Source organism: Pseudarthrobacter sp. NPDC092202 (assembly GCF_044755505.1).
Lineage (GTDB): Bacteria > Actinomycetota > Actinomycetes > Actinomycetales > Micrococcaceae > Arthrobacter.
Genome location: NZ_JBIVRG010000002.1, coordinates 1 through 22,594 on the forward strand (window position 1 = coordinate 1; position 22,594 = coordinate 22,594).

At 67.0% G+C, this 22,594-nt stretch carries 23 protein-coding genes, 6 tRNA genes and 1 riboswitch; of the genes, 11 read left to right on the forward strand and 18 right to left on the reverse strand.

Features of this window, described 5'->3' with window-relative positions; all coding sequences use genetic code 11:
• Positions 1-227: 227 nt before the first annotated feature.
• The 7 genes from ACIQF4_RS03415 to ACIQF4_RS03445 all read right to left on the reverse strand — a co-directional run bounded on the left by ACIQF4_RS03415 (position 228) and on the right by ACIQF4_RS03445 (position 6,810).
• Positions 228-1,562: an HRDC domain-containing protein gene (locus tag ACIQF4_RS03415; RefSeq protein ID WP_400515772.1), complete on the reverse strand. Its 1,335-nt coding sequence runs from the start codon at positions 1,560-1,562 to the stop codon at positions 228-230.
• A gap of 112 nt (positions 1,563-1,674) precedes the next feature.
• Positions 1,675-2,325: a DUF3000 domain-containing protein gene (locus ACIQF4_RS03420; RefSeq protein ID WP_400515771.1), complete on the reverse strand. Its 651-nt coding sequence runs from the start codon at positions 2,323-2,325 to the stop codon at positions 1,675-1,677.
• Between the two features lie 76 nt (positions 2,326-2,401).
• Positions 2,402-3,487: a threonine aldolase family protein gene (locus ACIQF4_RS03425; RefSeq protein WP_400515782.1), complete on the reverse strand. Its 1,086-nt coding sequence runs from the start codon at positions 3,485-3,487 to the stop codon at positions 2,402-2,404.
• Between the two features lie 46 nt (positions 3,488-3,533).
• The gene (locus ACIQF4_RS03430; protein ID WP_400515770.1) at positions 3,534-4,268 is read right to left on the reverse strand and encodes an SDR family NAD(P)-dependent oxidoreductase; all 735 of its coding nucleotides are present in this window, start codon (positions 4,266-4,268) and stop codon (positions 3,534-3,536) included.
• Complete coding sequence (locus ACIQF4_RS03435) at positions 4,265-5,632, reverse strand: DUF6421 family protein (protein WP_400515769.1); 1,368 nt, start codon at positions 5,630-5,632, stop codon at positions 4,265-4,267. The genes ACIQF4_RS03430 and ACIQF4_RS03435 overlap by 4 nt, the downstream gene beginning before the upstream one ends.
• Positions 5,633-5,776: 144 nt before the next feature.
• Entirely contained in the window at positions 5,777-6,304 is a 528-nt protein-coding gene (gene msrB, locus ACIQF4_RS03440; RefSeq protein WP_400515768.1) for a peptide-methionine (R)-S-oxide reductase MsrB, read from the reverse strand.
• Positions 6,305-6,318: 14 nt separating this feature from the next.
• Positions 6,319-6,810 carry a hypothetical protein gene (locus tag ACIQF4_RS03445; RefSeq protein WP_231455004.1) on the reverse strand — a complete coding sequence of 164 codons (492 nt, stop codon included), beginning with the start codon at positions 6,808-6,810 and terminating at the stop codon, positions 6,319-6,321.
• Between the two features lie 125 nt (positions 6,811-6,935).
• Here ACIQF4_RS03445 and ACIQF4_RS03450 point away from each other — a divergent pair, with 125 nt between their 5' ends.
• The gene (locus tag ACIQF4_RS03450; protein WP_400515767.1) at positions 6,936-8,210 is read left to right on the forward strand and encodes an alpha/beta hydrolase family protein; all 1,275 of its coding nucleotides are present in this window, start codon (positions 6,936-6,938) and stop codon (positions 8,208-8,210) included.
• Between the two features lie 65 nt (positions 8,211-8,275).
• On the opposite strand, the gene ACIQF4_RS03455 is transcribed toward ACIQF4_RS03450, so the two are convergent.
• From ACIQF4_RS03455 to ACIQF4_RS03470, 4 genes are all read right to left on the reverse strand, one after another.
• Entirely contained in the window at positions 8,276-8,485 is a 210-nt protein-coding gene (locus ACIQF4_RS03455) for a hypothetical protein (protein ID WP_400515765.1), read from the reverse strand.
• A gap of 249 nt (positions 8,486-8,734) precedes the next feature.
• Entirely contained in the window at positions 8,735-9,235 is a 501-nt protein-coding gene (gene ybaK, locus ACIQF4_RS03460) for a Cys-tRNA(Pro) deacylase (protein WP_400515763.1), read from the reverse strand.
• Between the two features lie 20 nt (positions 9,236-9,255).
• Positions 9,256-9,714: a SufE family protein gene (locus ACIQF4_RS03465; protein WP_400515761.1), complete on the reverse strand. Its 459-nt coding sequence runs from the start codon at positions 9,712-9,714 to the stop codon at positions 9,256-9,258.
• 38 nt (positions 9,715-9,752) lie between these two features.
• Positions 9,753-10,676 (reverse strand): sulfurtransferase, encoded by a 924-nt coding sequence (locus ACIQF4_RS03470; RefSeq protein ID WP_400515760.1) that lies wholly within the window; start codon positions 10,674-10,676, stop codon positions 9,753-9,755.
• Positions 10,677-10,927: 251 nt separating this feature from the next.
• Here ACIQF4_RS03470 and zapE point away from each other — a divergent pair, with 251 nt between their 5' ends.
• Positions 10,928-11,965, forward strand: a complete 1,038-nt coding sequence (zapE, locus tag ACIQF4_RS03475) for a cell division protein ZapE (protein ID WP_400515758.1) — start codon at positions 10,928-10,930, stop codon at positions 11,963-11,965.
• 16 nt (positions 11,966-11,981) lie between these two features.
• On the opposite strand, the gene ACIQF4_RS03480 is transcribed toward zapE, so the two are convergent.
• From ACIQF4_RS03480 to ACIQF4_RS03510, 7 genes are all read right to left on the reverse strand, one after another.
• Positions 11,982-13,205: a benzoate/H(+) symporter BenE family transporter gene (locus ACIQF4_RS03480; RefSeq protein WP_400515756.1), complete on the reverse strand. Its 1,224-nt coding sequence runs from the start codon at positions 13,203-13,205 to the stop codon at positions 11,982-11,984.
• Positions 13,206-13,345: 140 nt separating this feature from the next.
• Entirely contained in the window at positions 13,346-13,609 is a 264-nt protein-coding gene (locus ACIQF4_RS03485) for an antitoxin (protein ID WP_174179273.1), read from the reverse strand.
• A 238-nt stretch (positions 13,610-13,847) separates the two neighbouring features.
• Positions 13,848-13,919: transfer RNA gene (locus ACIQF4_RS03490), tRNA-Val, on the reverse strand.
• A 40-nt stretch (positions 13,920-13,959) separates the two neighbouring features.
• A tRNA-Gly gene (locus ACIQF4_RS03495) sits at positions 13,960-14,032 on the reverse strand.
• Positions 14,033-14,091: 59 nt separating this feature from the next.
• Positions 14,092-14,166, reverse strand: a tRNA-Val gene (locus ACIQF4_RS03500).
• A 41-nt stretch (positions 14,167-14,207) separates the two neighbouring features.
• A tRNA-Cys gene (locus tag ACIQF4_RS03505) sits at positions 14,208-14,278 on the reverse strand.
• A 47-nt stretch (positions 14,279-14,325) separates the two neighbouring features.
• A tRNA-Gly gene (locus tag ACIQF4_RS03510) sits at positions 14,326-14,398 on the reverse strand.
• A 307-nt stretch (positions 14,399-14,705) separates the two neighbouring features.
• Between ACIQF4_RS03510 and ACIQF4_RS03515 the strand changes: the two genes are divergently transcribed.
• From ACIQF4_RS03515 to ribB, 9 genes are all read left to right on the forward strand, one after another.
• Positions 14,706-14,777, forward strand: a tRNA-Val gene (locus ACIQF4_RS03515).
• 101 nt (positions 14,778-14,878) lie between these two features.
• Positions 14,879-15,739 carry a cytochrome gene (locus ACIQF4_RS03520; protein WP_350002274.1) on the forward strand — a complete coding sequence of 287 codons (861 nt, stop codon included), beginning with the start codon at positions 14,879-14,881 and terminating at the stop codon, positions 15,737-15,739.
• Positions 15,740-15,832: 93 nt separating this feature from the next.
• Complete coding sequence (gene def, locus ACIQF4_RS03525; protein ID WP_350002275.1) at positions 15,833-16,432, forward strand: peptide deformylase; 600 nt, start codon at positions 15,833-15,835, stop codon at positions 16,430-16,432.
• On the forward strand, positions 16,429-17,349 hold the full coding sequence (gene fmt, locus ACIQF4_RS03530; protein WP_400515754.1) for a methionyl-tRNA formyltransferase: 921 nt from the start codon (positions 16,429-16,431) through the stop codon (positions 17,347-17,349). Before def ends, fmt begins: the two co-directional genes overlap by 4 nt.
• On the forward strand, positions 17,346-18,950 hold the full coding sequence (locus tag ACIQF4_RS03535; protein ID WP_400515752.1) for an RsmB/NOP family class I SAM-dependent RNA methyltransferase: 1,605 nt from the start codon (positions 17,346-17,348) through the stop codon (positions 18,948-18,950). Before fmt ends, ACIQF4_RS03535 begins: the two co-directional genes overlap by 4 nt.
• Before the next feature lie 35 nt (positions 18,951-18,985).
• A complete protein-coding gene (gene rpe / locus ACIQF4_RS03540) occupies positions 18,986-19,666 on the forward strand; it encodes a ribulose-phosphate 3-epimerase (RefSeq protein WP_400515781.1) in 681 nt (226 codons plus the stop codon).
• A 39-nt stretch (positions 19,667-19,705) separates the two neighbouring features.
• A riboswitch (FMN riboswitch) is annotated at positions 19,706-19,855 on the forward strand.
• 290 nt (positions 19,856-20,145) lie between these two features.
• On the forward strand, positions 20,146-21,213 hold the full coding sequence (gene ribD, locus ACIQF4_RS03545) for a bifunctional diaminohydroxyphosphoribosylaminopyrimidine deaminase/5-amino-6-(5-phosphoribosylamino)uracil reductase RibD (RefSeq protein WP_400515780.1): 1,068 nt from the start codon (positions 20,146-20,148) through the stop codon (positions 21,211-21,213).
• Positions 21,213-21,857 (forward strand): riboflavin synthase, encoded by a 645-nt coding sequence (locus ACIQF4_RS03550; protein WP_400515750.1) that lies wholly within the window; start codon positions 21,213-21,215, stop codon positions 21,855-21,857. Before ribD ends, ACIQF4_RS03550 begins: the two co-directional genes overlap by 1 nt.
• On the forward strand, positions 21,854-22,585 hold the full coding sequence (ribB, locus tag ACIQF4_RS03555) for a 3,4-dihydroxy-2-butanone-4-phosphate synthase (protein ID WP_400515748.1): 732 nt from the start codon (positions 21,854-21,856) through the stop codon (positions 22,583-22,585). The genes ACIQF4_RS03550 and ribB overlap by 4 nt, the downstream gene beginning before the upstream one ends.
• The last annotated feature ends 9 nt before the right edge of the window (positions 22,586-22,594 follow it).

Sequence of the window (22,594 nt, forward strand, 5' to 3'; positions counted from 1 at the left end):
GATGGGCAGTGTGAGAACTTCCATCCTGGAAGACCTCGACGTCTATCCACGAACCAGCCGCCGACCCTCGACTACACCCTCAACTGCGAAGAGCCCCTTTAATGCGCCTTTTTGGCTGGCGCTCTCTCACTCTCTTCAGGAAAGTGAGCGAGCGTTGCCAATATTCACGCATCAGTCGAGAGAGCGTTTGGGGACCCGGTTCGGGAGCCCGTGGCCGCCGGCGGGAGCTACTGTCCGGCTGGAGCTGCGTCCGCTTTTGGTTCCTTGGCAGGCAGTGGCTGGGGGTTCAGGAAAGCCGCGGAAATAAGGGGTGCGGCCAGTTCCACCTGCCAGTCCCGCGCGCCCAGGGCGCGGAGTTCCGCGGCAATCGCGTCGTTGCTGACATCGGCCGGTGGGCGCCAGGCCACCCGGCGCAGGTAGTCAGGGGTCAGCAGGTTCTCCAGCGGCAGGTTCAGCTCCTCGGCCCTGGCCTGCAGCAGCGGCCGGGCGGTGGCCAGCCGGGCAGCTGCCGCCGGATCGCGGTCGGCCCAGACCCTCGGCGGGGGCGGGGCATTGGTGGGCAGGTGCAGCGGCGGGAGCTCCTCGAGGTCGCGGGCTGCGGCTATGCACCGCAGCCAGCGGGGAGCCTCCCGCTGGGCAGCCCGGCCGTGGAAGCCCTTGGTTCCCAAAAGCTGCGGCACCGTGGACGGCATCGCCTTGGCTGCAGCCACCAGCGCAGAGTCCGGGATCAGCCTGCCGGGAGCAACATCCCGTTTCTGCGCCAGGGAGTCGCGCTCCAGCCACAGCTCGCGGACGGCAGCGAGCTGCCGGCGGTCCCGGATCTGGTGGAGCCCGGAGGTCTTCCGCCATGGGTCGACGCGGGCCGGCGGCAGCCCCGCGGCCAGGATCGCCGCGAATTCCTGCTCGGCGTACTCCAGCTTGCCGTCAGCCTCCAGGAGTTCGATCAGCTCCTCCCGCAGCTCCGTCAGGACCTCAACGTCCAGCGCGGCGTACCTCAGCCAGGGTTCCGGCAGGGGACGGGTGGACCAGTCGGCGGCGGAATGCTCCTTGGCGAGACCGAAGCCCAGCAGTTGTTCGATGACGGCCGCGAGTCCCACCCGGGGGAGCCCGGCGAGCCGTGCCGCGAGTTCGGTGTCAAAGAGCCTGTCCGGCCACATGCCCAGCTCGGAGAGGCAGGGCAGGTCCTGGCTGGCGGCATGCAGGATCCACTCGACGCCGCGGAGGGCGTCGTTGATGATGTCCAGGTTGCCGAAGGGTTCGGGGTCGATCAGCCAGGTTCCGGCGCCTTCACGCCGGATCTGGACAAGGAAAGCCCGCTGCCCGTAGCGGAAGCCGGAAGCCCGCTCAGCGTCAACCCCCGCGGGCCCTGTTCCTGCGGCTATGGCCGCGGCGCAGCGCTCCAGGCCGGACTGCGTTTCGATCACCAGCGGAACGCCGTCCCGGGGCGAGGCGAGTTCAACGATTTCGGGGACGGGGCTGTCAAAGCCTTCCACCGTGATGTGGGGTGCGGTATCAGCAGCCGGGACGCCGGCCGTGGTGTTATCCGGAATGTTAGGGGTCATGATGCCTTCAGTTTACCGGCCGGCCGGTCCACGCCTGCGTGCGGGCGTGCGTACGGTCCCGCAGCGCCGCCCTGTGCGCCGCGCGCCGTCTGGACGCCACCGGCCAGGGACCTCAGTTCCGCCGCCGGTGTGTCAGCGGCGTAACGCCGTCAGGAAGCGGTGGCAGGCCGGCGAACGTGCAGACCATGTCGGACCACGCCTCGAGGTGGGCCCGGACATCGGAGCTGGCAGGTGTCCAGGACGCACGGAGTTCAATGTCGATGGATCCCGGCCGCTCCGAGAGGGTGCCGAAGCTTTCGGAGAGGACACGGGTGGCGGTGCCGCCTGCAGCCCGGTACGGCGCCTTGTGGTTTTCCAGTGCCTCCACGAGCCAGGTCCAGGCGACGGTTCCGAGCATCTCGTCGTTGCCCATCTCGGGCTCCAGTTCCGCGCGGATATAGGTGACGATGCGGAACTCCCCGCCCCAGACCTCCGATCCCTCCGGATCATGCAGGAGGATGAACCGGCCGGTTGCCAGTTCCGTGCCGCCGTCGTCTTCCGTTCCCGAGGCGGCAGCCAATGCCATGGCGGCCGGGCCGTGAAGGGGCGTTCCGGGCGTGCCGGCGCCGGGAGCATAAACCTCGGCGCCCAAGGCCACGGCAAAGGGTGCCAGCCGGGCAGGCGCGGGAATCTCCGCCAGGCGGAGCTCCCGGCGGCACTGGGCTTTCCTGAGGGTTCCCAAGGCGTGGAGAAACTCCGGGGGAACCTGGTCAAGTGCGTTCACCTTCGCAGGTTACGCAACTGTGCCGGGCAGGGCGGGTAGGCTCGCCGCCGGTCCCTTGCCCGGGGAGCCGGCAGCGTCAGCCGGCACGCTGCTGGAGTTCCCGGCGGATGGCGTCAGCAAAGGAATCCACGTCCTCTTCGGTGGTATCAAAGGAACACATCCACCGGACTTCCCCGGCGGCTTCATTCCAGTCGTAGAAGCGGAAGGACGCGCGCAGCCGGTCCGCCACGCCGTCGGGCAGGATGGCGAACACGCCGTTGGACTCGGTCTTCTGGGTGGGCTGGACGCCGTCGATGGTGTCGACGGCGGCGCGGAGCCGTGCGGCCATGGCGTTGGCGTGGGCGGCGGAGCGCAGCCACAGATCGCCCTCCAGGAGCGCGATGAACTGGGCGGACATAAACCGCATCTTGGACGCCAGCTGCATGTTCATCTTGCGCAGGTACACGAGCCCGTGGGCGGCTTCCGGGTTCAGCGCCACCACCACTTCACCGAAGAGCAGGCCGTTCTTGGTCCCGCCGAAGGACAGGATGTCTACGCCGGCGTCGCGGGTGAAGGCGCGCAGCGGAACCTGGAGGTGGGCTGCGGCGTTGGCCAGCCGGGCGCCGTCCATGTGGAGCTTCATGCCCCTGGCGTGGATGTGGTCGGCGATGGCGCGGACTTCCTCAGGCGTGTAGCACGTGCCAAGTTCGGTCGTCTGGGTGATGGAGACGGCGAGCGGCTGGGCGCGGTGCTCGTCGCCCCAGCCCCAGGCCTCCCGGTCGATGAGTTCGGGGGTCAGCTTGCCGTCCGGCGTCGGGACGTGCAGCAGCTTGATGCCGCCGACGCGCTCCGGGGCACCGTTCTCATCCATGTTGATATGGGCCGTGGATGCGCAGACCACCGCACCCCACCGGGGGAGCAGCGACTGCAGCGAAAGGACGTTGGCACCCGTGCCGTTGAAGACCGGGAAGCACTCAATGCCGGGCCCGAAGTGTTCCTCCATCAGCTCCTGCAGCCTGGCGGTGTATTCGTCCTCGCCGTAGGAGACCTGGTGGCCGCCGTTCGCGGCTGCCAGTGCCGCGAGGACTTCCGGGTGCACCCCGGAATAGTTGTCCGAGGCGAACCCCCGCACGTTCGGATCGTGGAGGCGGACCCCGGCGGCGGTTTCAGCAGTTGTTGTCATCGCTTTGCTCACGCTTTCAGTCTAAGTAAAGTCGGGCGCCGGTAAGTCAGGGCGCCAGCAGCAGCCGGCTGCCGTTCAGTTCAACGGCGGGGGTTTCGAAGAGGCCGACGACGGCGCGCGCCAGGTCCCCGACGTCCGTTGCCCCCGGGAAAGTCCGTCCTGGATGGCTGCGGCGCAGCCCCTCGTCAACCAGGGCCTTGACCACCAGGACGACGGCGGCTGCCGCGCCGCCGCCGTTCCCGGAATCACGGCGGAAGCCGTCCGCCACGGCCATGGTCCAGGCTTCAGCGGCGGCCTTCGCTGCGGCATAGCTGGCTCCTGCCGCCGAGGGCTTGCTGACGGCGGTGGAGGACACCAGGGCGAAGCGGCCGTTCGGGGAGGCGGCGACGTCGTCGTAAAAAACGCGCGAAACGTTGCGGAGCGTTGTGATTGCTCCCCGTTCAAGGAAGTTCCAGTCCTCGTCCGTCTGGTCCGTGATGCCGCGTGCGCCGCGCCAGCCGCCCACCAGGTGGATGACCGCGTCCATTGGTCCGGCGGCAGCGGAGACCTCGGCGCGCAGCTGCCGGACCTCTTCCATTTGGGCGAGGTCGCACACAAAGGGGGCAACGCCGTCGCCCGCCTGTTCCGCCGCCGCGCTGATCCTGGCCCGGTCCGACCCCACGGTGAAGACGCGGTGGCCTGCTTCCCGGAGCGCGCGGGCCACGGCGATGCCGGACGCTCCGCTGCCGCCGGCAACAAGAACGTTCAGCCGCTGTGGTGCTGTACCCGGTGCTTCCGTCACAGGGCGGAGGCTCCGGTGATCCCGGCAGTGGACTCGATGACAGGGCGCATCTTCTTCTCCAGCGCTTCGTAGAACATGGACAGCGGGAATTCGTCGTCAAGCACCTGGTCCGTAAGGCCGCGGGGCGGACCGGCCAGCGGCAGTGCCTCCGGCCCCTTGGCCCAGACGGAGGCCGGGTGGGGAGTGACGGTCGCGGAGATCAGCTGGTACGCGGCCAGCCAATGGGCGGTCTTCGGCCGGTCTATGGAGCGCCAGTACAGTTCGTCGATGTTCGCGCCGAGCGCGATGACGGCGTTGGCTACCTCGTCCCAGTCGATGGTGAGCCGGGTGTCCGTCCAGTGCAGGACCCGCTGCTGGTGCAGCCAGGCGAACAGGAGCTGGCCGCCCAGTCCGTCGTAGTTCCGTACCCGGCTGCCGGTGATCGCGAACCGGAAGATGCGGTCGAAGATGATGGCGTACTGCACCAGTTTGGCGTGGCGCCGAGACTCAGGGTCGGCGTCCTCGTCATTTTCGATCCGTACGGACTCGCGGAAAGCAGTCAGGTCGCAGCGCAGTTCCTCGAGCGAGTACAGGAAGAAGGGCATCCGCTGCTTGATCATGAACGGATCAAAAGGCAGGTCGCCACGCATGTGGGTCCGGTCGTGGATCAGGTCCCACATGACGAAGGTGGCCTCGGTCAGGTCCTGGTCGGCGAGCATTTCCGCCGCGCCGTCGGGCAGTTCCAGGCTGGTGGTCTCGGCTGCGGCTTTGAGGACGCGGCGGAACCTGGCCGCCTCCCGGTCCGCGAAGATGGCTCCCCAAGTGAAGGTGGGGGTCTTGCTGACCGCGACGGTCTCAGGGAACAGTACAGCGGAGTTGGTGTCATAACCGGCTGTGAAGTCCACGAAGCGGATGGGAACGAACAGCTTGTTCGAGTAATCGCCCGCCTCGAGGCCGGCGATGAACTCGGGCCAGATCACCTCGATCAGGACTGCCTCCACGAGGCGGCTGCTGCTGCCGTTCTGCGTGTACATGGGGAAGACCACCAGGTGCTGGAGGCCGTTCCGCCGCTGCTCCTGGGGCTGGAAGGCCAGGAGGGAGGACACGAAGTCAGGGATGGCAAACCCGGAGCGCGCCCAGCTGGAAAAGTCCGTGCAAACAGCGTCCAGGTATGTGGCGTCATGCGGGAAGGCGGGGGCGAGGGCGCGGACGGCGGTGACGATGTCTTCCACCTTGGCAGCTGCCTCGGAATGGTGCGCGGCGTCGGGGATGGAGCCGTCCTGGGCCTGCAGGGCCTGGAGGGCGGTGGCTGCGGCCTTGAGCCGCTTCCAGTCCTGGTTCTCCGCGGAAATCCCGGTGACGGCGTTGGTCAGGGTTTCGGTCATCGTCGGCTGCCTTTCTGGTTGCTTGCTACCTATTGCCGAGCGTAGCAAGCAACCAGTAGGGCTAATGCAGAAAGGGGATAAGCCTAAGAAAGCGTTAGGCTCGGATGCGCAGATTGCTGCCGGAGGAGGCTGCCAGCTGGGGCATTACTTCTCCGGCTCCGTTCCGCTGACCTCCGCATCCTCTTGCGGGACCAGCCGGATGGAGATGGAGTTGATGCAGTAGCGCTGGTCCCTGGGGGTTCCGAAACCCTCACCCTCAAAGACATGGCCCAAATGCGAATCACAGGCTGCGCACCGGACCTCCACCCGGTCCATCCCCATGGTGCGGTCGTGGATGTAGCGGACGTTCCCTTCCGCAAGCGGTGCCCAGAAGGACGGCCAGCCGCAATGGGAATCGAACTTTTCGTTGCTGGTGAAGAGCTCTGTCCCACAGGCGCGGCACTGGTAGACGCCTGCCGTGTGGGTGTCCCAGTATTCACCGGTGTAAGGACGCTCGGTCCCGGCCTGGCGGAGCACGCGGTATTCCTCCGGAGTGAGTTCCTCACGCCATTGGGCATCGCTCTTTTCAACGCCCTTGCCGCCCGGGGCGGAACCGGCGGATGCCGCCTCAGGGGCAGGCGCGGCCGTATCTGGGGCCTTATGTCCGAAGATGCTGTTTCCGAAAATGCTCATAGCTTTCCCAACGCTCACGAGTCGCCAATAAATCCCGAGCCCGCGTACAGGTGAAGCACCGGTATGCCCAGTTGGTCCTGTGCCTTGTTGGCCCAGTCCGTATGGAAGGTGTCCGCCACGGCATGCGGCCGGGTAATCACCACCGCCTGCGCAGCGCCGGTCTCGCGTACCTTCGAGACCAGTCCGCTGACGGCCCCGCCGTCCACCACTTCCCCTGTGAGGCCTGAACCCAGTCCTTCCAGGGCCGCCAGGGATACGGACAGGGTCTCGGCTGCCTTGGCACGTTCCTGGGTGGGATCCGGGGCGTGGGAGGTCAACTCCCGGAAGGCTTTGGCTATGTCCAGCAGCGAAAGGTTCTCGAGGAAATCCACCAGCAGGTGCCGCTCGGTGTTCGCCGGCACCAGGACAACCAGGCGGGTATCCGAGCCGTCCACGAGGCGTTCGATGTTCAGGCGGTCGTCCGCCCCCAGGGGTTCTTCGGTCAGGATGACGATGGGTTCACTCATGGCCCTAGCCTAGTCCTGCAGCGCTGCCCTGCGCAGTGGCCGCCACGCCCGTCCCGGGGGCCGGCAGGCAGCCGCCGCACGCGGCGGAATGCGGGCATCGGTGCCGGGCCGGTAAGAATAGTTTCATGGCATCTTTCCAGCGAACCCGCCCCGCCCCCGTTCAGAGCACCCCCGACTCCGGGGGGATGTCGCTGCGCGCCAAATGGGCAATCGGCGGAGCGATCGGCGGAGGCGGCCTCGCGGGGCTGCTGGCAACAGGGTCATCTGCGCTCGCCGTGTACTTCGCGCGGCGGGTTATCACGCCGGCACGGCAGCGGGCGGCAGACCAGGAAATGCTCGCGCTCATCAGGGACGGCCAGCGGCAGCAGGCAATTTTTGCCGCCACGGACGACACCACCGTGGACGGTGTCTACGGGTTCTTTTTCGACGGCGGCAAAGGACACGCGCGGATCGGCCGCATCGTTTCCTACTCGCCCGCCGAACGGACTGTCCTGCGGGAGGTCGAAGCGGTCTACGCCGGTGACCTCTCAAAGGCCCGCCGCGGCTGGTGGAGCGGGGCTGTCCACCCGGACCCTTCCGCCGTCGGAATCCCGCACGAGGAAGTGATGATCGACGTTGACCGGGGGCAGGCGCCCGCGTGGCTCGTCCGCGCCGGCGGAACGGCCCGGACCTGGGCGGTGATGGTGCATGGACGGGGAGCCACGCGGCAGGAGGCGCTGCGTGCGGTAGGCCCGGCGCTGGAACTGGGGCTTACCAGCCTCCTGGTTTCCTACCGCAACGACGGCCTTGCGCCCTCCGCAGACGACGGCCGTTACGGCCTGGGGTCGACGGAGTGGCGTGACGTCGAGGCAGCAATCGAGTACGCGCTGGCCAACGGTGCGGAAGAGGTTGTGCTGTTCGGGTGGTCCATGGGAGGTGCCATCTGCCTGCAGGCGGCCGACCTTTCCCGCTACCGACACCTCATCCGGGCGATGGTGCTCGATGCGCCCGTCACCGACTGGGTGAATGTCCTGGCCCATCATGCGCAGCTGAACAGGATTCCGTCCCTTGTGGGCCGGTATGGCCAGCTGATGCTGGGGCATCCGCTGGGACGGCGCCTCACCGGATTGTCCGCCCCGGTTGACCTGAAGGCGATGGACTGGGTGTCGCGGGCCGTCGAACTCCGCACGCCCACGCTGGTGGTGCACAGCGTCGATGACGAATACGTGCCCTACCGGCCCTCCGCGCTGCTCGCCGAGCGCAATCCGGAGATGGTGACCTTCGAGCCGTTCCACCAGGCACGTCACACCAAGGAATGGAATGTGGATCCGGAGCGGTGGGAGAGCCTGGTCAAGGCGTGGCTGCGGCAGCAGCTGGCACCCAGGCTGAATCCGGGCGCCTTGAACCCGGTCAGCCCCTGACCCGGGGTCAAGTTCTGCTGTCAGGCCTTGACACGTGGCGGGAAGCCCCCCTGCTGCGAAGCACCTTAGTTGAAGCCCGGACCGTCCGAACGGGTAATGGGATCCGCGAAGTTGGAATGGGTGGGACGGTCGCGGTCCGAAAGATGTTCTGACCACCCGGCGTGCCGATCAACTTTTCCGCACTTCACGCAGTGGCGCGTGAAGTTACCGTCGCGGTCCGCTTCCGCCACCCAGTGGTGCCCCAGATTGATCTTGCAAAGCAGGGTTTTTAGCATGACGTTTGTCCATTTAACAGCGGCCCTGCGTTGGGCTGGGCCGACTAACGGCTGGACCGACCAGTGACTTGCGTCAGCCGGGCGGGCTGATCCTGCTACAGGTAGGTGCGCCCTGACGGATCTTGTGTGCCTTGAAAGCACGCCAGCGATGGCGTGTTGCGGGCGATGGGAGAAGTGACATTCCTGGGGCTGAAACGGTGCACCGATTGTAGCGCCGCAACAGGCCAGAAGATATATGGGCTGCGGACTCTACGCGGCGGACAACGAGCCGATGGGTGCCGTGACGGCCTGGGTGAGGCGGATCAGGTCAGCCGGCGCCAGTTCTATGTCCAGGCCGCGCTTTCCGCCGGAGACCAGCAGGGTCTGCAGGCTCACGGCGCTTGAGTCCAGCACCGTGGGGGAGGGCAGCCGCTGGCCGAGCGGGGAGATGCCGCCCAGCACGTAGCCGGTGCGCCGCTGGGCCGCGGCCGGATCCGCCATTGCCGCTTTCTTGGCCCCCAGTGCGTGGGCGAACGCCTTCAGGTCCAGGGTTCCGCTGACCGGGACGATGCCCACCGCCAGCCGGCCCTCCACCTCAACCATCAACGTCTTGAAGACCCTTGCGGGATCGATCCCGAGGGCCTCGGCCGCCTCGGCACCGTAGCTGGCCGCGGCGGGATCGTGCGTGTAGGGGTGCAGCACAAAAGGAACCCCGGCCGCGGCCAGTGCCGCGGTTGCCGGGGTTCCCTGTGAAGCGTTCCTGCGGGCCATGGTGCTGGTCCCGGCAGCAGCTAGGACCGCACGCCGGAAGCGGCAGCGACCTTGCGCTTGATCCGTCCCAGCATGGCCGTCATGCCGCGCATGCGGAGCGGCGTGATGGCCCGCGTGAGGCCCAGGAGTTCGGGCATATCGTCCGGTACAGAGAGGATCTCTTCGGCGGTCAGCCCGTCGAGGCCCTCGTGCAGCACCCCGGCGAACCCGCGTGTTGTCGGGGCCTCGGCGGGAGCCTTGAAGAACAGACGTACGGTACCGGCCGCGCCGCCATCTTTTTCCGTCTCGATGGTGAGGAAGAGCGGCGACTGGCACTCCACCACCTGCTCCAGCAGTTCGGGGTGGTCCTTGAGCCGGTCCGGCAGCTCCGGAAGGCCCTCCGAGAATTCCAGCAGCAGCTGCAGCCGCTCGGGTTCGGACACGGCCTGGAAATCGTCCACAATGGCCGCCAGGGCGGAAGGCAAAGCTTGAGTAGTCATCGGTCCAAGTCTACGCAATCCCTGAGGAACGGGCCGCGTCAGGCTCCAACTGCAACAGGAACGGACCCGCGTTCCGCACCCTTGACGATCGGTACCCGCACGGCGTTGCCCCATTCGGTCCAGGAGCCGTCGTAGTTGCGGACGGATTCAAAGCCCAGGAGGTACTTGAGGGCAAACCAGGTGTGGCTGGAACGCTCGCCAATGCGGCAGTAAGCCACGACGTCGTCGCCTTCGGCCAGCCCGGCTTCGCCGAGGTAGAGGGCCTCCAGTTCCTCGCGGCTGCGGTAGGTTCCGTCAGCAGCTGCGGCGCGGGCCCACGGGATGGAGGCAGCGGTGGGAATGTGGCCCCCGCGCAGGGCGCCCTCTTCCGGGTAGGCCGGCATGTGCGTGCGCTGGCCCGTGTATTCCTCGGGGGAGCGGACATCGATGAGCGGCTTCCCAAGATGGGCAAGGACGTCTTCCTTGAAGGCACGGATGGGAGCGTCATTGCGTTCGACGAGGGGGTAGTCGCCCCTGGCCGGAGCCGGCTTTTCCCTGGTGAGTTCACGTCCTTCGGCAATCCACTTGTCCCGGCCGCCGTCCAGCAGGCGCACGTCCTGGTGGCCGAAAAGCTCGAAAACCCACAGGGCGTAGGCAGCCCACCAGTTGGACTTGTCCCCGTAAATGACCACTGTGCTGTCACGGGAGATGCCCTTCGACGCCGCCAGTTCGGCGAACGCGGCTCCGTCCACGTAGTCGCGGGTGACGTCGTCGTTCAGGTCCGTGTGCCAGTCGATCTTCACGGCCCCGGGGATGTGGCCGGTTTCGTAGAGAAGGACGTCTTCATCGGACTCCACCACCACCAGCTCGCCGTTGGCGACGGCGCCGCTTTCGATAGCGGCAGCGAGCCACCCGGTGGAGACCAGCCGCTCCGGGTGGGCGTAGGCAGCGAACTTCTCGTTCTGTTCAACGGGGTAGGGCATGATCTTGGCCTTTCATTGAGGACACGGACAGCCTGCTGGACCTTGGCGGCGCCGGCATTGGGACCTGCTTCCACACTAGCCAGCACCCCGGCCGGTGTCCGTATTCCGTTAACAGGACGAAATGTTGCCTTCATCACGCGGGGCCGGCAAAGAGTCTGGGACACAGCATATGGCGGCGGTAAGTCGGGGAGTTGTGGGGCCGCATTGCCGGTATCCTTTCTGGGGACCAACCACCAGCAGAACGGACCCCCTTGGTACAGATCGAACAGCTTGCCGCCCGCACTCCGGCAGTTTCGGTGGATGAGCTCCTCAAAGGTTTCTATCCATCGCCGCGGTTCGGCCAGGTTTCGTTTTCCAGCTACCGCCCCGATCCCAAGCAGCCCAGCCAGTCTGCAGCTGTCAGGGCACTCGAGGGGTTTGCCGACGGCGTTGGCGCCGCGGGCGGGGGTGGACTGTTCAAGAAGTTCTTCGCGAAGAAGGATGAGTCCCGCGCAGGCATCTACCTCGACGGCGGTTTCGGCGTTGGCAAGACCCACCTCCTGGCCTCGCTGTGGCACGCCTCGCCCGGCCCTAAGGCCTTCGGTACCTTCGTGGAGTACACCAACCTGGTGGGGGCCCTGTCCTTCCGCAAGACGGTGGACGCGCTCAGCGGCTACAAGCTTGTTTGCATCGATGAGTTCGAGCTCGACGATCCGGGCGACACCGTCCTCATGTCCCGGCTGATGCGGGAACTGGCAGACGCCGGGGTGAAACTTGCGGCCACCTCCAACACCCTGCCCGGTTCGCTGGGCGACGGCCGGTTCGCAGCGGTGGATTTCCAGCGCGAAATCCAGGTCCTCGCGGACCAGTTCGACGTCCTGCGGATCGACGGGGAAGACTTCCGGCACCGCGGGCTGCCTGCAGCGCCGGCACCGCTGAAGAACAGTGAACTGTCCTCGCACATGAAAGCCGAATTCGACGGGAAGACGGTGGCCCAGGACGAATTCAGCACGCTGATCCACCACCTTGCAGGCGTGCACCCCAGCCGCTACCGCCAGCTGATTGACGGCATTGACGGCGTGGTGTGGCGCAACGTCCACACCATCACTGAGCAGGCGGTGGCGCTGAGGTTCGTTGTGCTTGCTGACCGGCTCTATGACAAGGATGTCCCCATCCTCGCCAGCGGTGTTCCGTTCGACCAGCTGTTCACGGAGGAAATGATGACGGGCGGCTACATGAAGAAGTACTTCCGCGCCGTCTCCCGGCTCACCGCACTGGCCCGTGAAGGCCAGAACCACGAACCCTCCTAGCGGCGGTTCTGCCCGGTTAGCCTATTGCTCCGGGACTGCGCGGCTTCAGGACCAGGCGAACCGCCAGTCCGGCGGCGAGGGCCCAAAACGCCGAGCCGATCCCGGCGAAAGCAAGGCCCGAGGCCGCCATGAGGAAGGTGACGGTCGGGGCTATCCTGTCCTCCGGATCGGCCAGCGCCGCTGAAACGGCACCAGCAAGTGTTCCCAGGAGTGCAAGGCCGGCCACTGCCTCAAGCAGGCCTGCCGGCGCGGCCGTCACCAGCGTCACCAGCGCAGCGGAGAACGCAGCCAGCACAAGGTAGGCAAATCCCGAGGTGAAGCCTGCCACCCACCTGCGGTGCCGGTCCGGGCCTGCCTCCTCACCGGCTGCCAGGGCGGCGCTGAGCGCGGCGAGGTTAATGGCATGGGCTCCGAACCCTGCTGCCGTCGCGGTGCCCGCGCCGGTCACCAGCATGGCGGGGCGCCACGGGGTGTCGTAGCCGAAGGACCGCAGGACAGCCACACCGGGAACGTTCTGCGACGCCATCGTCACCACAAACAGGGGAAGCGCAATACCCGCCATCGCCTGCAGGGTGAAGGCCGGCGCGGTCCAGGCCAGGCCCGGAAGGATTTCCCCGTCACCCAAGGAGGTGCCGCCTGCGGCCAGTGACAGGCCGATCGCGGCCAGGGCCACCAGCAGGGCTGCCGGCACGGACCAGCGGGGCGCCAGCTTCATCATCAGCAGCCAACACAGGATGACCGGCGCAATGAACAGCGGAACAGTCCCCAGCGCCTTGAACGGAGCAAGGCAAAGCTGCAGCAGGACGCCGGCAAGCATAGCCTGGGCAAGGGTTGCCGGGATCCTTGCCATCAGCCGGCCCAGGGCAGGCACCAGACCCGTCATGGCTATCAGTACCCCGGTGGCAAGGAAGGCCCCGACGGCGGCCGGCCACCCGCCGTCGACCGCTCCGGACGTTGCCAGCAGGGCAGCGCCGGGCGTGGACCACGCAAGTGTCACCGGCACTTTGGAACGCCAGGCAAGCCAAAGCACCCCGAGGCCTACGGCCACGGTCAGCGCCAGCAGTCCGGACGCCGCCTGCGCAGGGCTGGCGCCCACTGCCCTGAGCCCGGCCAGCACCACGGCGAAGGACGACGTGAAGCCCACCAGGGCAGTGACAATGCCCGCCACAATGGGCCGGGAGTCGAACCGGGACTGTCCGGGTGGGTGGTGTGCCGTGGTGTATGCGGGGGATTTCGCCATACGGGCAGGTTACCGGCCCTCGCTCGCCAGCCCGCCATCGGCCTGGGACGTGCCGGTTAAACGCCAAAGGTGCAGGTGCCGCCTCCCGGCGGGACCTGCACCCCCTTGACGTGCTAGGGCAAGACCCTGGCCAAATCCTGTTACGGAGTCCTGTCAGCCGGCGGAACCGGGTTGACGGGAGTTACCGGCGGAACCTGCTCGGCGGCAGGTGCCTGTCCCGGGGTTCCGTTCTTGTCAATGAGCTTGGAAGCGCCATCCTGGACTTTGTTGACGTGGCCCGAGTACTTGCCTCCGGTCTTGGTGTCCACAAAATCACCGGCCTTGTTGATGCCGTTCTTGATGGCCTGCTCGTTGCCGCGGATGAGACCCTGAGCCTTGCCCTTTAGATCGTCAATCAGTCCCACGAGCACCTCCCTTCAATCGCGGAGCCAGGTCGCTCCTCCGCATTCGATCCTAGCGCCGCAGGGAAGGCCTGCCAAGGAAATCGGAGGTTCCGGGCGTTCGCCCGCAGCGGATGCCGCTCCGACAACGGGCCCGCCCTGTCTGCTGTGGCTGCCGCGGTGTGGGAACCGATGGGTGGTGGTGCATGGGGGAGGGGTGCCCGGGCAAGAAAAAAGCAGCTCCCGGGGGAGCTGCTGGATGTGGGCGATACTGGGATCGAACCAGTGACCTCTTCCGTGTCAGGGAAGCGCGCTACCGCTGCGCCAATCGCCCGGAACCGGACGACCGGCTTATGGGATTGTAAAAACAAGAGAGCGGACGACGAGATTCGAACTCGCGACATCCACCTTGGCAAGGTGGTGCTCTACCAGCTGAGCTACGTCCGCAAATGTGGAGTGCGTTCCGGCCGGGGCCGGGCGAACTACCTGAAGCAAGTTTCCTTGCTTGGTGGGCGATACTGGGATCGAACCAGTGACCTCTTCCGTGTCAGGGAAGCGCGCTACCGCTGCGCCAATCGCCCATGTCCATCCGGAGATTATCCGGAAACCATGGTTTTCACCGAGGTGGGTACGGGATTCGAACCCGTGTATACGGCTTTGCAGGCCGCTGCCTCGCCTCTCGGCCAACCCACCGTGTAAGCGTCGATTCCGAAGAACTTTTGCTGTGACAGTGTCCTGCGAGCGGACGACGAGATTCGAACTCGCGACATCCACCTTGGCAAGGTGGTGCTCTACCAGCTGAGCTACGTCCGCATTTTGGAGCCTGATTCCCTGCCGTTCCCGGCATTTCCTCGCGTTCCAACGAGTAAAAACAATATAGGAGGTTCAAGGATTCTCCAAATCGCCGGCGCCCCAATCACCCTTTGTGTCCGCCCTTCCCAGCAATGGCGCGGTTTCCGCCTACTTACAGCCGTGTAATTCACGACGACGGGTGTGTGACCTGTGTGCCGCGTCCGGCAGGTTCGCGGGACGCGCCCGCTTGCTGCTGGCTGTCATGGATGGCTGTGCGGGCGCCGATTTTTGAATTGGGTGCGGCGTCGGCTAGCATTCAAGTGCACCAGGGCGATTGGCGCAGTGGTAGCGCGCTTCGTTCACACCGAAGAGGTCACTGGTTCGAACCCAGTATCGCCCACCGCACAAAGGTCCGTTTCCGCTCGCAGCGGAAGCGGACCTTTTTTGTGCGCGGATTCTTGCCTGCAGATTTTGTCGGCCCCCTGTGAAAGAGTTTTTTCCATGACAGCTCCACTCCTCGCCCACGCCACCGAATACGGCCGGATGTACGCCCGCTCAACGTCGGAGCAGTTTTCGGTTCCGTCCATCACCACTGTTATCAGCCAGCAGCCGCATGGGCTGGATGGCTGGTTCGGGTATATGGGCGCCAGCAGCCTGGCAAAAGATCCGCTGCTGGCGGACTGCCTGGGAAGCCCCGCCAAAATCCGCCAGGCTGTCAGCCGCGCTGCCAAGGCAGCCGAGACCTATCGGGACGACGCCGCCAGGCGAGGGGACCGCGTGCACAACTACTGCGAGCAGGTGGCCCTCCGCGCCCTGGGGCGCCCGCACGCCATGAAGGAAGCCCGCGAGGCCCTGGCCGCCAACGGGGAGGAAGCCTTCGCAGTGCGCTTTGACGAGTGGTGGGAGCTGTTCCGGGTGGAACCCATCGCGCCGGAAATCACCGTGTGGAACAACGCGGTGGGGTATGCGGGAACCCTGGACCTGGTGGCCCGCATCAACGGCCGCGTTTGCCTCATCGACTACAAAACCAAAGGCACCACCCGGGACGGACTGGTTAAACCGCTCGATGACAAGGTGGTGATGCAGCTCGTCGCCGGGATGAAGGCGGAAGAGAGCCTGGTTGATCCCGAGGCCGGCACCTGGGAACCGTGGAAATACGGTGAGGACCCCGTCCTGCTGGCGGTGGCTATCGGCGAAACCGAAGTCCGTCCCGTGCGGGCCAACCCCGACGTCCTCAAGCACCACTGGTGGAAGTTCTGTGCCCTGCGGCGGGTGTGGGAGCTCAACGCGGATACCATCAGCGCCGGTGCCGCGCTGCTTCCCATCGCACCACCGCCGCTGGCCCAGGTGCGCACTGCCTAGCGCTCCGTCTGTATTTGGTATGTCTGCGGACCAGATGACTGCGCCTAAACTGGACAGGTCCCCTTTACCGCCAACTGTAAGGAATTACTGCGCATGGCTATCCTGAATATCCGCATCATCGGCGATCCTGTGTTGCGCACAGTGGCCGATCCCGTGACGGATTTCGGGCCGGAGCTGGCCAAGCTGGTGGCGGACATGACCGAAACCATGGAGGACGTGGACGGCGCAGGGCTGGCCGCGCCCCAGGTCGGCATCAGCCAGCGCGTCTTTACCTACCGGATTGGCGGCGTGGAAGGCCACATCATCAACCCCGTCCTGGAAAACAGCGGTGACTACCAGGAGGACCAGGTGGAGGGCTGCCTGTCCATCCCCGGCCTCGGTTTTCCCGTGCGGCGTTTCCGCTCCACCCGCGTGACCGGCGTGGACATGCACGGAAACCCCGTCACGGTGGAAGGTGAAGGGATGCTGGCACGGTGCTTCCAGCATGAGAACGACCACCTGGACGGCATCCTTTACACCGACCGCCTGGAGGGGGAGGACCGCAAGGCCGCCCTGCGGTCAATCCGGAACGCCAACTACGGCTCTGTTACCGAGCGGACGGCAGCCAAACGGGCCAAAACGGTCGGGTCCAGTTTCGGCGGCTCCACGCCCGGGTCAAGTTTCGGTGCCGGAGCGGCCGGTAACGCCGGGTGAGGGTCCTGTTTGCGGGAACCCCCGCAGTCGCCGTCCCGTCCCTTGATGCGCTGGTGGACGCAGGGTTCGACGTCGTCGCCGTGCTGACCCGTCCCGACGCCCCCGTGGGCCGCAAGCGTGTCCTGACGCCGTCGCCCGTGGCCGCGCGCGCCGCCGAGCTCGGCATCGAGGTCATCCGCGCAGCGCGCGTGGACGCCGAGGCGACGGCCAGGATTTCCGGGGTAAACCCGGATGTGGCCGCCATCGTGGCCTACGGCGGGCTGGTTCCGCCCGCAGCCCTGGCCGTTCCCCGGTACGGCTGGGTCAACCTGCACTTCTCCCTCCTGCCGGCCTGGCGCGGAGCCGCACCCGTGCAGCGTGCCGTGATGGCCGGGGACGACGTCACCGGGGCCGTGACGTTCCTGCTGGAAGAGGGGCTGGATACCGGTCCTGTCTTCGGCACCCTGACCGAATCCGTGGGCCCGGAGGACACCGCTGGCGAACTCCTGGAAAGGCTCTCCCGCAGCGGGGCGGTCCTCCTGGCCCAGACGCTGTCCGCCATTGAGGCCGGCAAAGCGGCGCCGCAACCGCAGGCAGGTGAGGTTTCCCTGGCACCCAAGCTGACCCTTGAGGACGGCCACATCAACTGGAACCATCCCGCGCTTGCCATTGGCCGGCAGGCGCGCGGCGTCACCCCGGAACCGGGGGCATGGACGGTCCTGCACGGACAGCGGGTCAAGCTGGAACCTGTCAGGCTGCGGCCCGATGTCACCCATCTTGCGCCGGGGGCACTGTCGCTCCACGGCAGGAACGTTCTGGTGGGCACGGGCTCCCATGCCGTGGAACTGACCCGGATCCAGCCTGCGGGCAAAAAGATGATGGCCGCTGCTGATTGGGCACGCGGCATGGCTTCCCTTGAAAGCGTGGTGTTCGAATGAGCGGGTCCGGCGGCAATCCAGGCGGGCGCGGCAGCGGCGGTCAGGGCAACACAGGCAGAGGCAACACCGGGAAAGACAGCACCGGGCAGGGCCGGGGCAAAGGCGGACCCCGCGACAACAGCCGTCGAAACGCCCAGGGCCGTGAACGCAACCGCGGACCGCAGCGGAACTTCACGGACAACGCCCCCTCCCAGCGCACCCGCCGTGCCGATCCCGCCCGGCTGGTCGCCTTCGAAGTCCTGCGGGCCGTGGCGGCCGAGGACGCCTACGCCAACCTTGTCCTGCCGGCGCGGATCCGCCACCACGGGCTGGACAAGCGCGACGCCGGATTCGCCACCGAACTGACGTACGGTGCCCTGCGCGGCCAGGGCACCTACGACGCCATCCTGGCCCGCTGCGTGGACCGCCCGCTGGACCAGCTGGATCCTGCCATCCTGGACGCCCTGCGCATCGGGGCGCACCAGCTGCTGGCCATGCGCGTACCGGCCCACGCGGCCCTGGACCAGACCGTCGGCCTGGCGCGCGCCGTGATCGGAGCAGGCCCGTCCGCCCTTATCAACGCCGTGCTGCGCAAAGTGGCCGCGCACCCGCTGGACGAGTGGCTGGATGTGCTCGTGGCGGGGGAAACGGACCAGACAAAGATTGCGGCGCTCCGCTACGCCCACCCCGAATGGATCGTCCGTGCCATGCGCCAGTCCCTGGTTGCACACGGGCGCTCCGCCGACGAAATCCAGGACCTGCTGGAGGCGGACAACGCAGCTCCCGTGGTCAACCTGGTAGCCCTCCCCGGCCTTGGCAACCTGGACGAGGCACTGGAGCACGGCGCTGCTCCGGGCGAACTCGTTGAGGGCTCCGCGCTTTCCAGCGGCGGAGACCTGGGACGGTTCTCCTCTGTCCGGGAAGGAACCACCCGCGTCCAGGACGTTGGCTCGCAGCTGGTGGCTAGGGCCATGGCATCGGTCGATCTTGGCGGGCCGGCAGGCGGACCTGGCTATGGAAAAGCCGAGGCGTGGCTGGACCTCTGCGCCGGCCCCGGCGGAAAGGCCGCCCTGCTCGGCGCACTGGCGAAGCAACGGGGCGCCACGCTCCTGGCCAATGAGCCCGCGCCGCACCGGGCCAAGCTGGTGAGCCAGGCCCTCTCCGCCGTCCCGCGGGAAACCTGGCAGGTCAGGACCGGCGACGGCCGCGAGCTCGGCACCGAAAAGCCCGGCTCGTTTGACCGCGTCCTGGTGGACGTTCCCTGCAGCGGGCTGGGTGCCTTGCGGCGCCGGCCCGAATCCCGCTGGCGCCGGTCGCCCAAGGACCTGGCGGACCTTGGCCCGCTGCAGCGCGAGCTCCTGGCTTCGGCCCTGGCAGCCGTGCGGCCCGGGGGAGTGGTGGCCTACGTGACGTGTTCCCCGCATCCGGCGGAGACGACGGCCGTGGTTGCCGACGCCCTCCGCAAGCGTGAGGACCTGGAGCTCCTGGACGCCGGGGCAGCGCTGGACGCCGTCAGCCTTCCGGGGAAGCTGGACGCGGGCTACGAGTCCACGGCGCAGCTCTGGCCGCACATCCATGGCACGGACGCCATGTTCCTGGCACTCATCCATAAAAAGGCCTAGGCGCAAGCAACAACAGACCAGTGAAAGGCAACCCCGTGACGCAATGCTGCATCAACCCGAGCATCCTCTCCGCCGACTTCGTCAACCTGGAGGCCGAACTGCAGCGCATCAGCACAGCTGACGCCGTGCATGTGGATGTCATGGACAACCACTTTGTCCCCAACCTGACCATCGGACTGCCCGTGGTGCAGCGCATCCAGGCTGTCAGCCCCGTCCCCCTCGATGCGCACCTCATGATCGCCGACGCCGACCGGTGGGCGCCCGGCTTTGCGGACGCCGGCCTGGCCTCGGTCACCTTCCATGCCGAAGCATCGATTGCCCCGGTGAAGCTGGCGCGCGAACTTCGCAGCAGGGGGTCAAAAGCGGGGATGGCGCTTCGGCCCGCCACCCCTGTAGAGCCGTATTTGGACATGCTCTCCGAGCTGGACATGCTGCTCATCATGACCGTTGAACCCGGGTTCGGTGGACAGGCCTTCCTGGACCTCACCCTGCCGAAGATCCGGCGGGCAAGGGCGGCCATCGACGGGTCCGGAGCCGGCGTGGCCATCCAGGTGGACGGCGGCATCACGGAGGAAACGATCATCCGGGCAGCAGAGGCCGGCGCCACTGTTTTTGTTGCCGGCTCCGCTGTTTACGGTGCTGACGATCCCGCCGCAGCCATTGAACGGCTCCGCGACCAGGGCAGCCGTCCATTACGTGCGGCGTCCGCGGAATAGACGGGAGCCCGCGCCTGTTATGGCACAATAGCAACACACATACGTGCTCCGGGGTCGGTGTAAGTCCGAACCGGCGGTGACAGTCCGCGACCCGCGAGCCGGTGCCTTCCGCAAGGAAAGCCCGGCAGACGGTTGAACCGGTGAAATTCCGGTACCGACAGTTAAAGTCTGGATGAGAGAAGCACGTACAGCTGTATCTGTGGGGCCGTCCCGGTCCCGCAGCCTTCTGCTGTCGTATACCCCCGGAGCCATCGCGGTTTGAGAGGGAAGGAACGACACAGCATGAACCCCCAGCGATGGCTCTTAACTGCCGAACGTCCCGCCGCTTCAGGGCAGGACGCAGCCGCGGCGATGGTCGCGGCATGACGGCGGCCAGCCAGTTTCCGGGAACCGGCGGCGCCACCGCCCTCTACCCGGACCACCCGCTCCAGCCCGCCGACGGTGTGGTGACCGCCTTCAGCGCCGGCGAGACGCGGGCCATGGAGGCCGCACTGCAAGCAGCCCTGCAGGGCCCGCGCGGGGCGAATCCCCTGGTGGGCGCCGTCGTCGTCGATCCTGCCGGCAACCACCTCATCACCGGGTTCCACCGCGGTGCCGGCACCGCGCACGCGGAGGCCGATGCCATAGCCCAGGCGGCAGCTGCGGGCCTGGACCTTTCGGGCTGCACCATGCTGGTGACGCTGGAGCCCTGCGACCACCTGGGACGCACCGGCCCGTGCACACAGGCGATCATCGCCGCAGGCATCACGGACGTGGTGTACGCCGTGGACGACCCGCATGACCCGGCAGCAGGTGGAGCGGCAACGCTGCGTGCCGCCGGCGTGCGCGTCCGCAGCGGCCTGGGAGCTGCTGAATCACTGGACCTGAACAGGCAGTGGTTCGAAGCGGTGACGGCAAAGCGGCCCTTCGTCACCCTCCACATTGCCCAGACCCTGGACAGCCGCATCGCTGCCCAGGACGGCACCAGCCAGTGGATCTCCAGCCCGGAATCCCTGGCGGACAACCACGCAATCCGCGGGCGGATCGACGCCATCCTGGTGGGGACCCAGACCGTCCTGGTGGACAACCCCCGGCTCACCGCCCGCGACCCGCAGGGAACACCGGCGCCGAACCAGCCGGTACGGGCTGTCATGGGGCTGCGGGACGTCCCCGGCGGGGCCGCCGTGCGCGGAACGGACGGGCGCGTCACGCACCTGCGCACCCGCGACCCCCACGAGGCGTTGTCCCTGCTCTATGCGTCCGGGACCCGCCACCTGATGGTGGAAGGAGGCTCGCGCATCCTGAGCGCCTTCCTCGCCGCCGGGCTTGTCGATGAACTCATCGTGTACCTGGCGCCCACCCTGCTCGGCTCCGGCACCTCCGCCCTGGACGGCCTTGGAATCACCACCCTCGGCGATGCCCAGCAGTGGGAATGGGACGAGTCCGACGGCGGTGCCGTGCGCAAGCTGGGCCGCGACCTAAGACTTCACCTAAGACCGCAACGAACCGTTGCCCTAGACCCCCAACCATCCCGCGTAACCGCGGAGCAAGCCCAGGAAGGCCACTGATGTTTACCGGAATTATTGCCGAACAAGGGCGCGTTCTGTCCGTCGAGAGGGACGGGGAAACCAGCGCCACCCTCCGGCTGCACGCGCCCGGCAGCACTGAAGGGCTCGCCCTGGGCGGCTCGGTCGCCGTCAACGGGGTCTGCCTTACGGCCACCGAAATCAACGGCACGGAATTCAGTGTGGATGTGATGGGCGAGACCATGGTCCGCAGCACCATCGGGGAACTGGCCCCTGGCGACTCCGTCAACCTTGAGCGCTGCGTTCCCGCGGGCGGCCGGCTGGACGGGCATGTGGTGCAGGGCCATGTTGACGGCGTCGGCGTGCTGCTGGAACGGGAAGCCCTGGGCAACTGGGAGCGGCTCCGGTTCGGCGTGCCAGCCAACCTGGCCCGCTACATCGCGGAAAAGGGCTCCATCGCCATCGACGGCGTCTCCCTTACCGTCACCGCCGTCAGCGACGCAGCCGAGCGTAAACCCTGGTTCGAAGTCGGCCTGATTCCCACCACCCTGGCCGAGACCGGGCTGGGTTCCAAGACCACGGGCAGCCGGGTCAACCTTGAGGCGGATGTCCTGGCCAAGTACACCGAACGCCTGCTTGCCTTCAGCACACCAGCGTCTGCTGTCCTTGATGGAGGTGCACCGTGAACGCCGTTCTCCGGCTCGAGCCCGAGGCGCCGCAAACAGGCGCTGAACCTGCCCCCGGGGCCCGCGGACTGGACTCCATCGAGGCAGCCGTGCAGGCCATGGCCGCCGGCAGGCCGGTGCTTGTGGTGGACAACGAGGACCGCGAAAACGAAGGCGACATCATCTTCGCGGCGCAGCATGCCACCCCCGCACTGATGGGATGGACCATCCGCCACAGTTCCGGCGTCATCTGCGTTCCGCTGTCCGGCGACCGGGCGGATGCCCTTGCGCTGCCTCCCATGGTGGCGGTCAACGAGGACGCCAAGGGGACCGCCTACACCGTTTCCTGCGACGCCGCACTGGGTGTCAGCACCGGGATCTCCGCCACGGACCGGGCCCTCACCGCCCGGGTCCTGGCGGACCCCCACGCCGTCCCGGCGTCCCTGACCCGGCCCGGGCATATATTCCCGCTCCGTGCAGTTGACGGTGGTGTGCGGGAACGCCCCGGCCACACCGAGGCCGCGGTTGACCTGTGCCGCCTGGCCGGCCTCGAGCCGGTGGGTGTAATTGCAGAAGTTGTTTATGACGACGGCGAGATGATGCGCCTGGACGGGCTCCTGACCTTCGCAGCTGAGCAGGGCTGCCCCCTGATTTCCATTGAGGATCTGGCGGCCTACCTCGCAGCGGGGGGAAGCGAACCCACGAAGAGCGCCCGCGAGGTTCCGGGCGGCAAGAAGGAGACACGATGACCTCTTCGA

What these genes read in the sequence shown, in the direction of transcription:
- ACIQF4_RS03415 (WP_400515772.1), bottom strand. Translation starts at nt 1,562, where the DNA reads ATGACCCCTAACATTCCGGATAACACCACGGCCGGCGTCCCGGCTGCT.
- ACIQF4_RS03425 (WP_400515782.1), bottom strand. Translation starts at nt 3,487, where the DNA reads ATGACAACAACTGCTGAAACCGCCGCCGGGGTCCGCCTCCACGATCCG.
- ACIQF4_RS03435 (WP_400515769.1), bottom strand. Translation starts at nt 5,632, where the DNA reads ATGACCGAAACCCTGACCAACGCCGTCACCGGGATTTCCGCGGAGAAC.
- msrB (WP_400515768.1), bottom strand. Translation starts at nt 6,304, where the DNA reads ATGAGCATTTTCGGAAACAGCATCTTCGGACATAAGGCCCCAGATACG.
- ACIQF4_RS03445 (WP_231455004.1), bottom strand. Translation starts at nt 6,810, where the DNA reads ATGAGTGAACCCATCGTCATCCTGACCGAAGAACCCCTGGGGGCGGAC.
- ACIQF4_RS03450 (WP_400515767.1), top strand. Translation starts at nt 6,936, where the DNA reads ATGGCATCTTTCCAGCGAACCCGCCCCGCCCCCGTTCAGAGCACCCCC.
- ACIQF4_RS03455 (WP_400515765.1), bottom strand. Translation starts at nt 8,485, where the DNA reads ATGCTAAAAACCCTGCTTTGCAAGATCAATCTGGGGCACCACTGGGTG.
- ybaK (WP_400515763.1), bottom strand. Translation starts at nt 9,235, where the DNA reads ATGGCCCGCAGGAACGCTTCACAGGGAACCCCGGCAACCGCGGCACTG.
- ACIQF4_RS03465 (WP_400515761.1), bottom strand. Translation starts at nt 9,714, where the DNA reads ATGACTACTCAAGCTTTGCCTTCCGCCCTGGCGGCCATTGTGGACGAT.
- ACIQF4_RS03470 (WP_400515760.1), bottom strand. Translation starts at nt 10,676, where the DNA reads ATGCCCTACCCCGTTGAACAGAACGAGAAGTTCGCTGCCTACGCCCAC.
- ACIQF4_RS03480 (WP_400515756.1), bottom strand. Translation starts at nt 13,205, where the DNA reads ATGGCGAAATCCCCCGCATACACCACGGCACACCACCCACCCGGACAG.
- ACIQF4_RS03520 (WP_350002274.1), top strand. Translation starts at nt 14,879, where the DNA reads ATGACAGCTCCACTCCTCGCCCACGCCACCGAATACGGCCGGATGTAC.
- def (WP_350002275.1), top strand. Translation starts at nt 15,833, where the DNA reads ATGGCTATCCTGAATATCCGCATCATCGGCGATCCTGTGTTGCGCACA.
- ACIQF4_RS03535 (WP_400515752.1), top strand. Translation starts at nt 17,346, where the DNA reads ATGAGCGGGTCCGGCGGCAATCCAGGCGGGCGCGGCAGCGGCGGTCAG.
- ribD (WP_400515780.1), top strand. Translation starts at nt 20,146, where the DNA reads ATGGAGGCCGCACTGCAAGCAGCCCTGCAGGGCCCGCGCGGGGCGAAT.
- ACIQF4_RS03550 (WP_400515750.1), top strand. Translation starts at nt 21,213, where the DNA reads ATGTTTACCGGAATTATTGCCGAACAAGGGCGCGTTCTGTCCGTCGAG.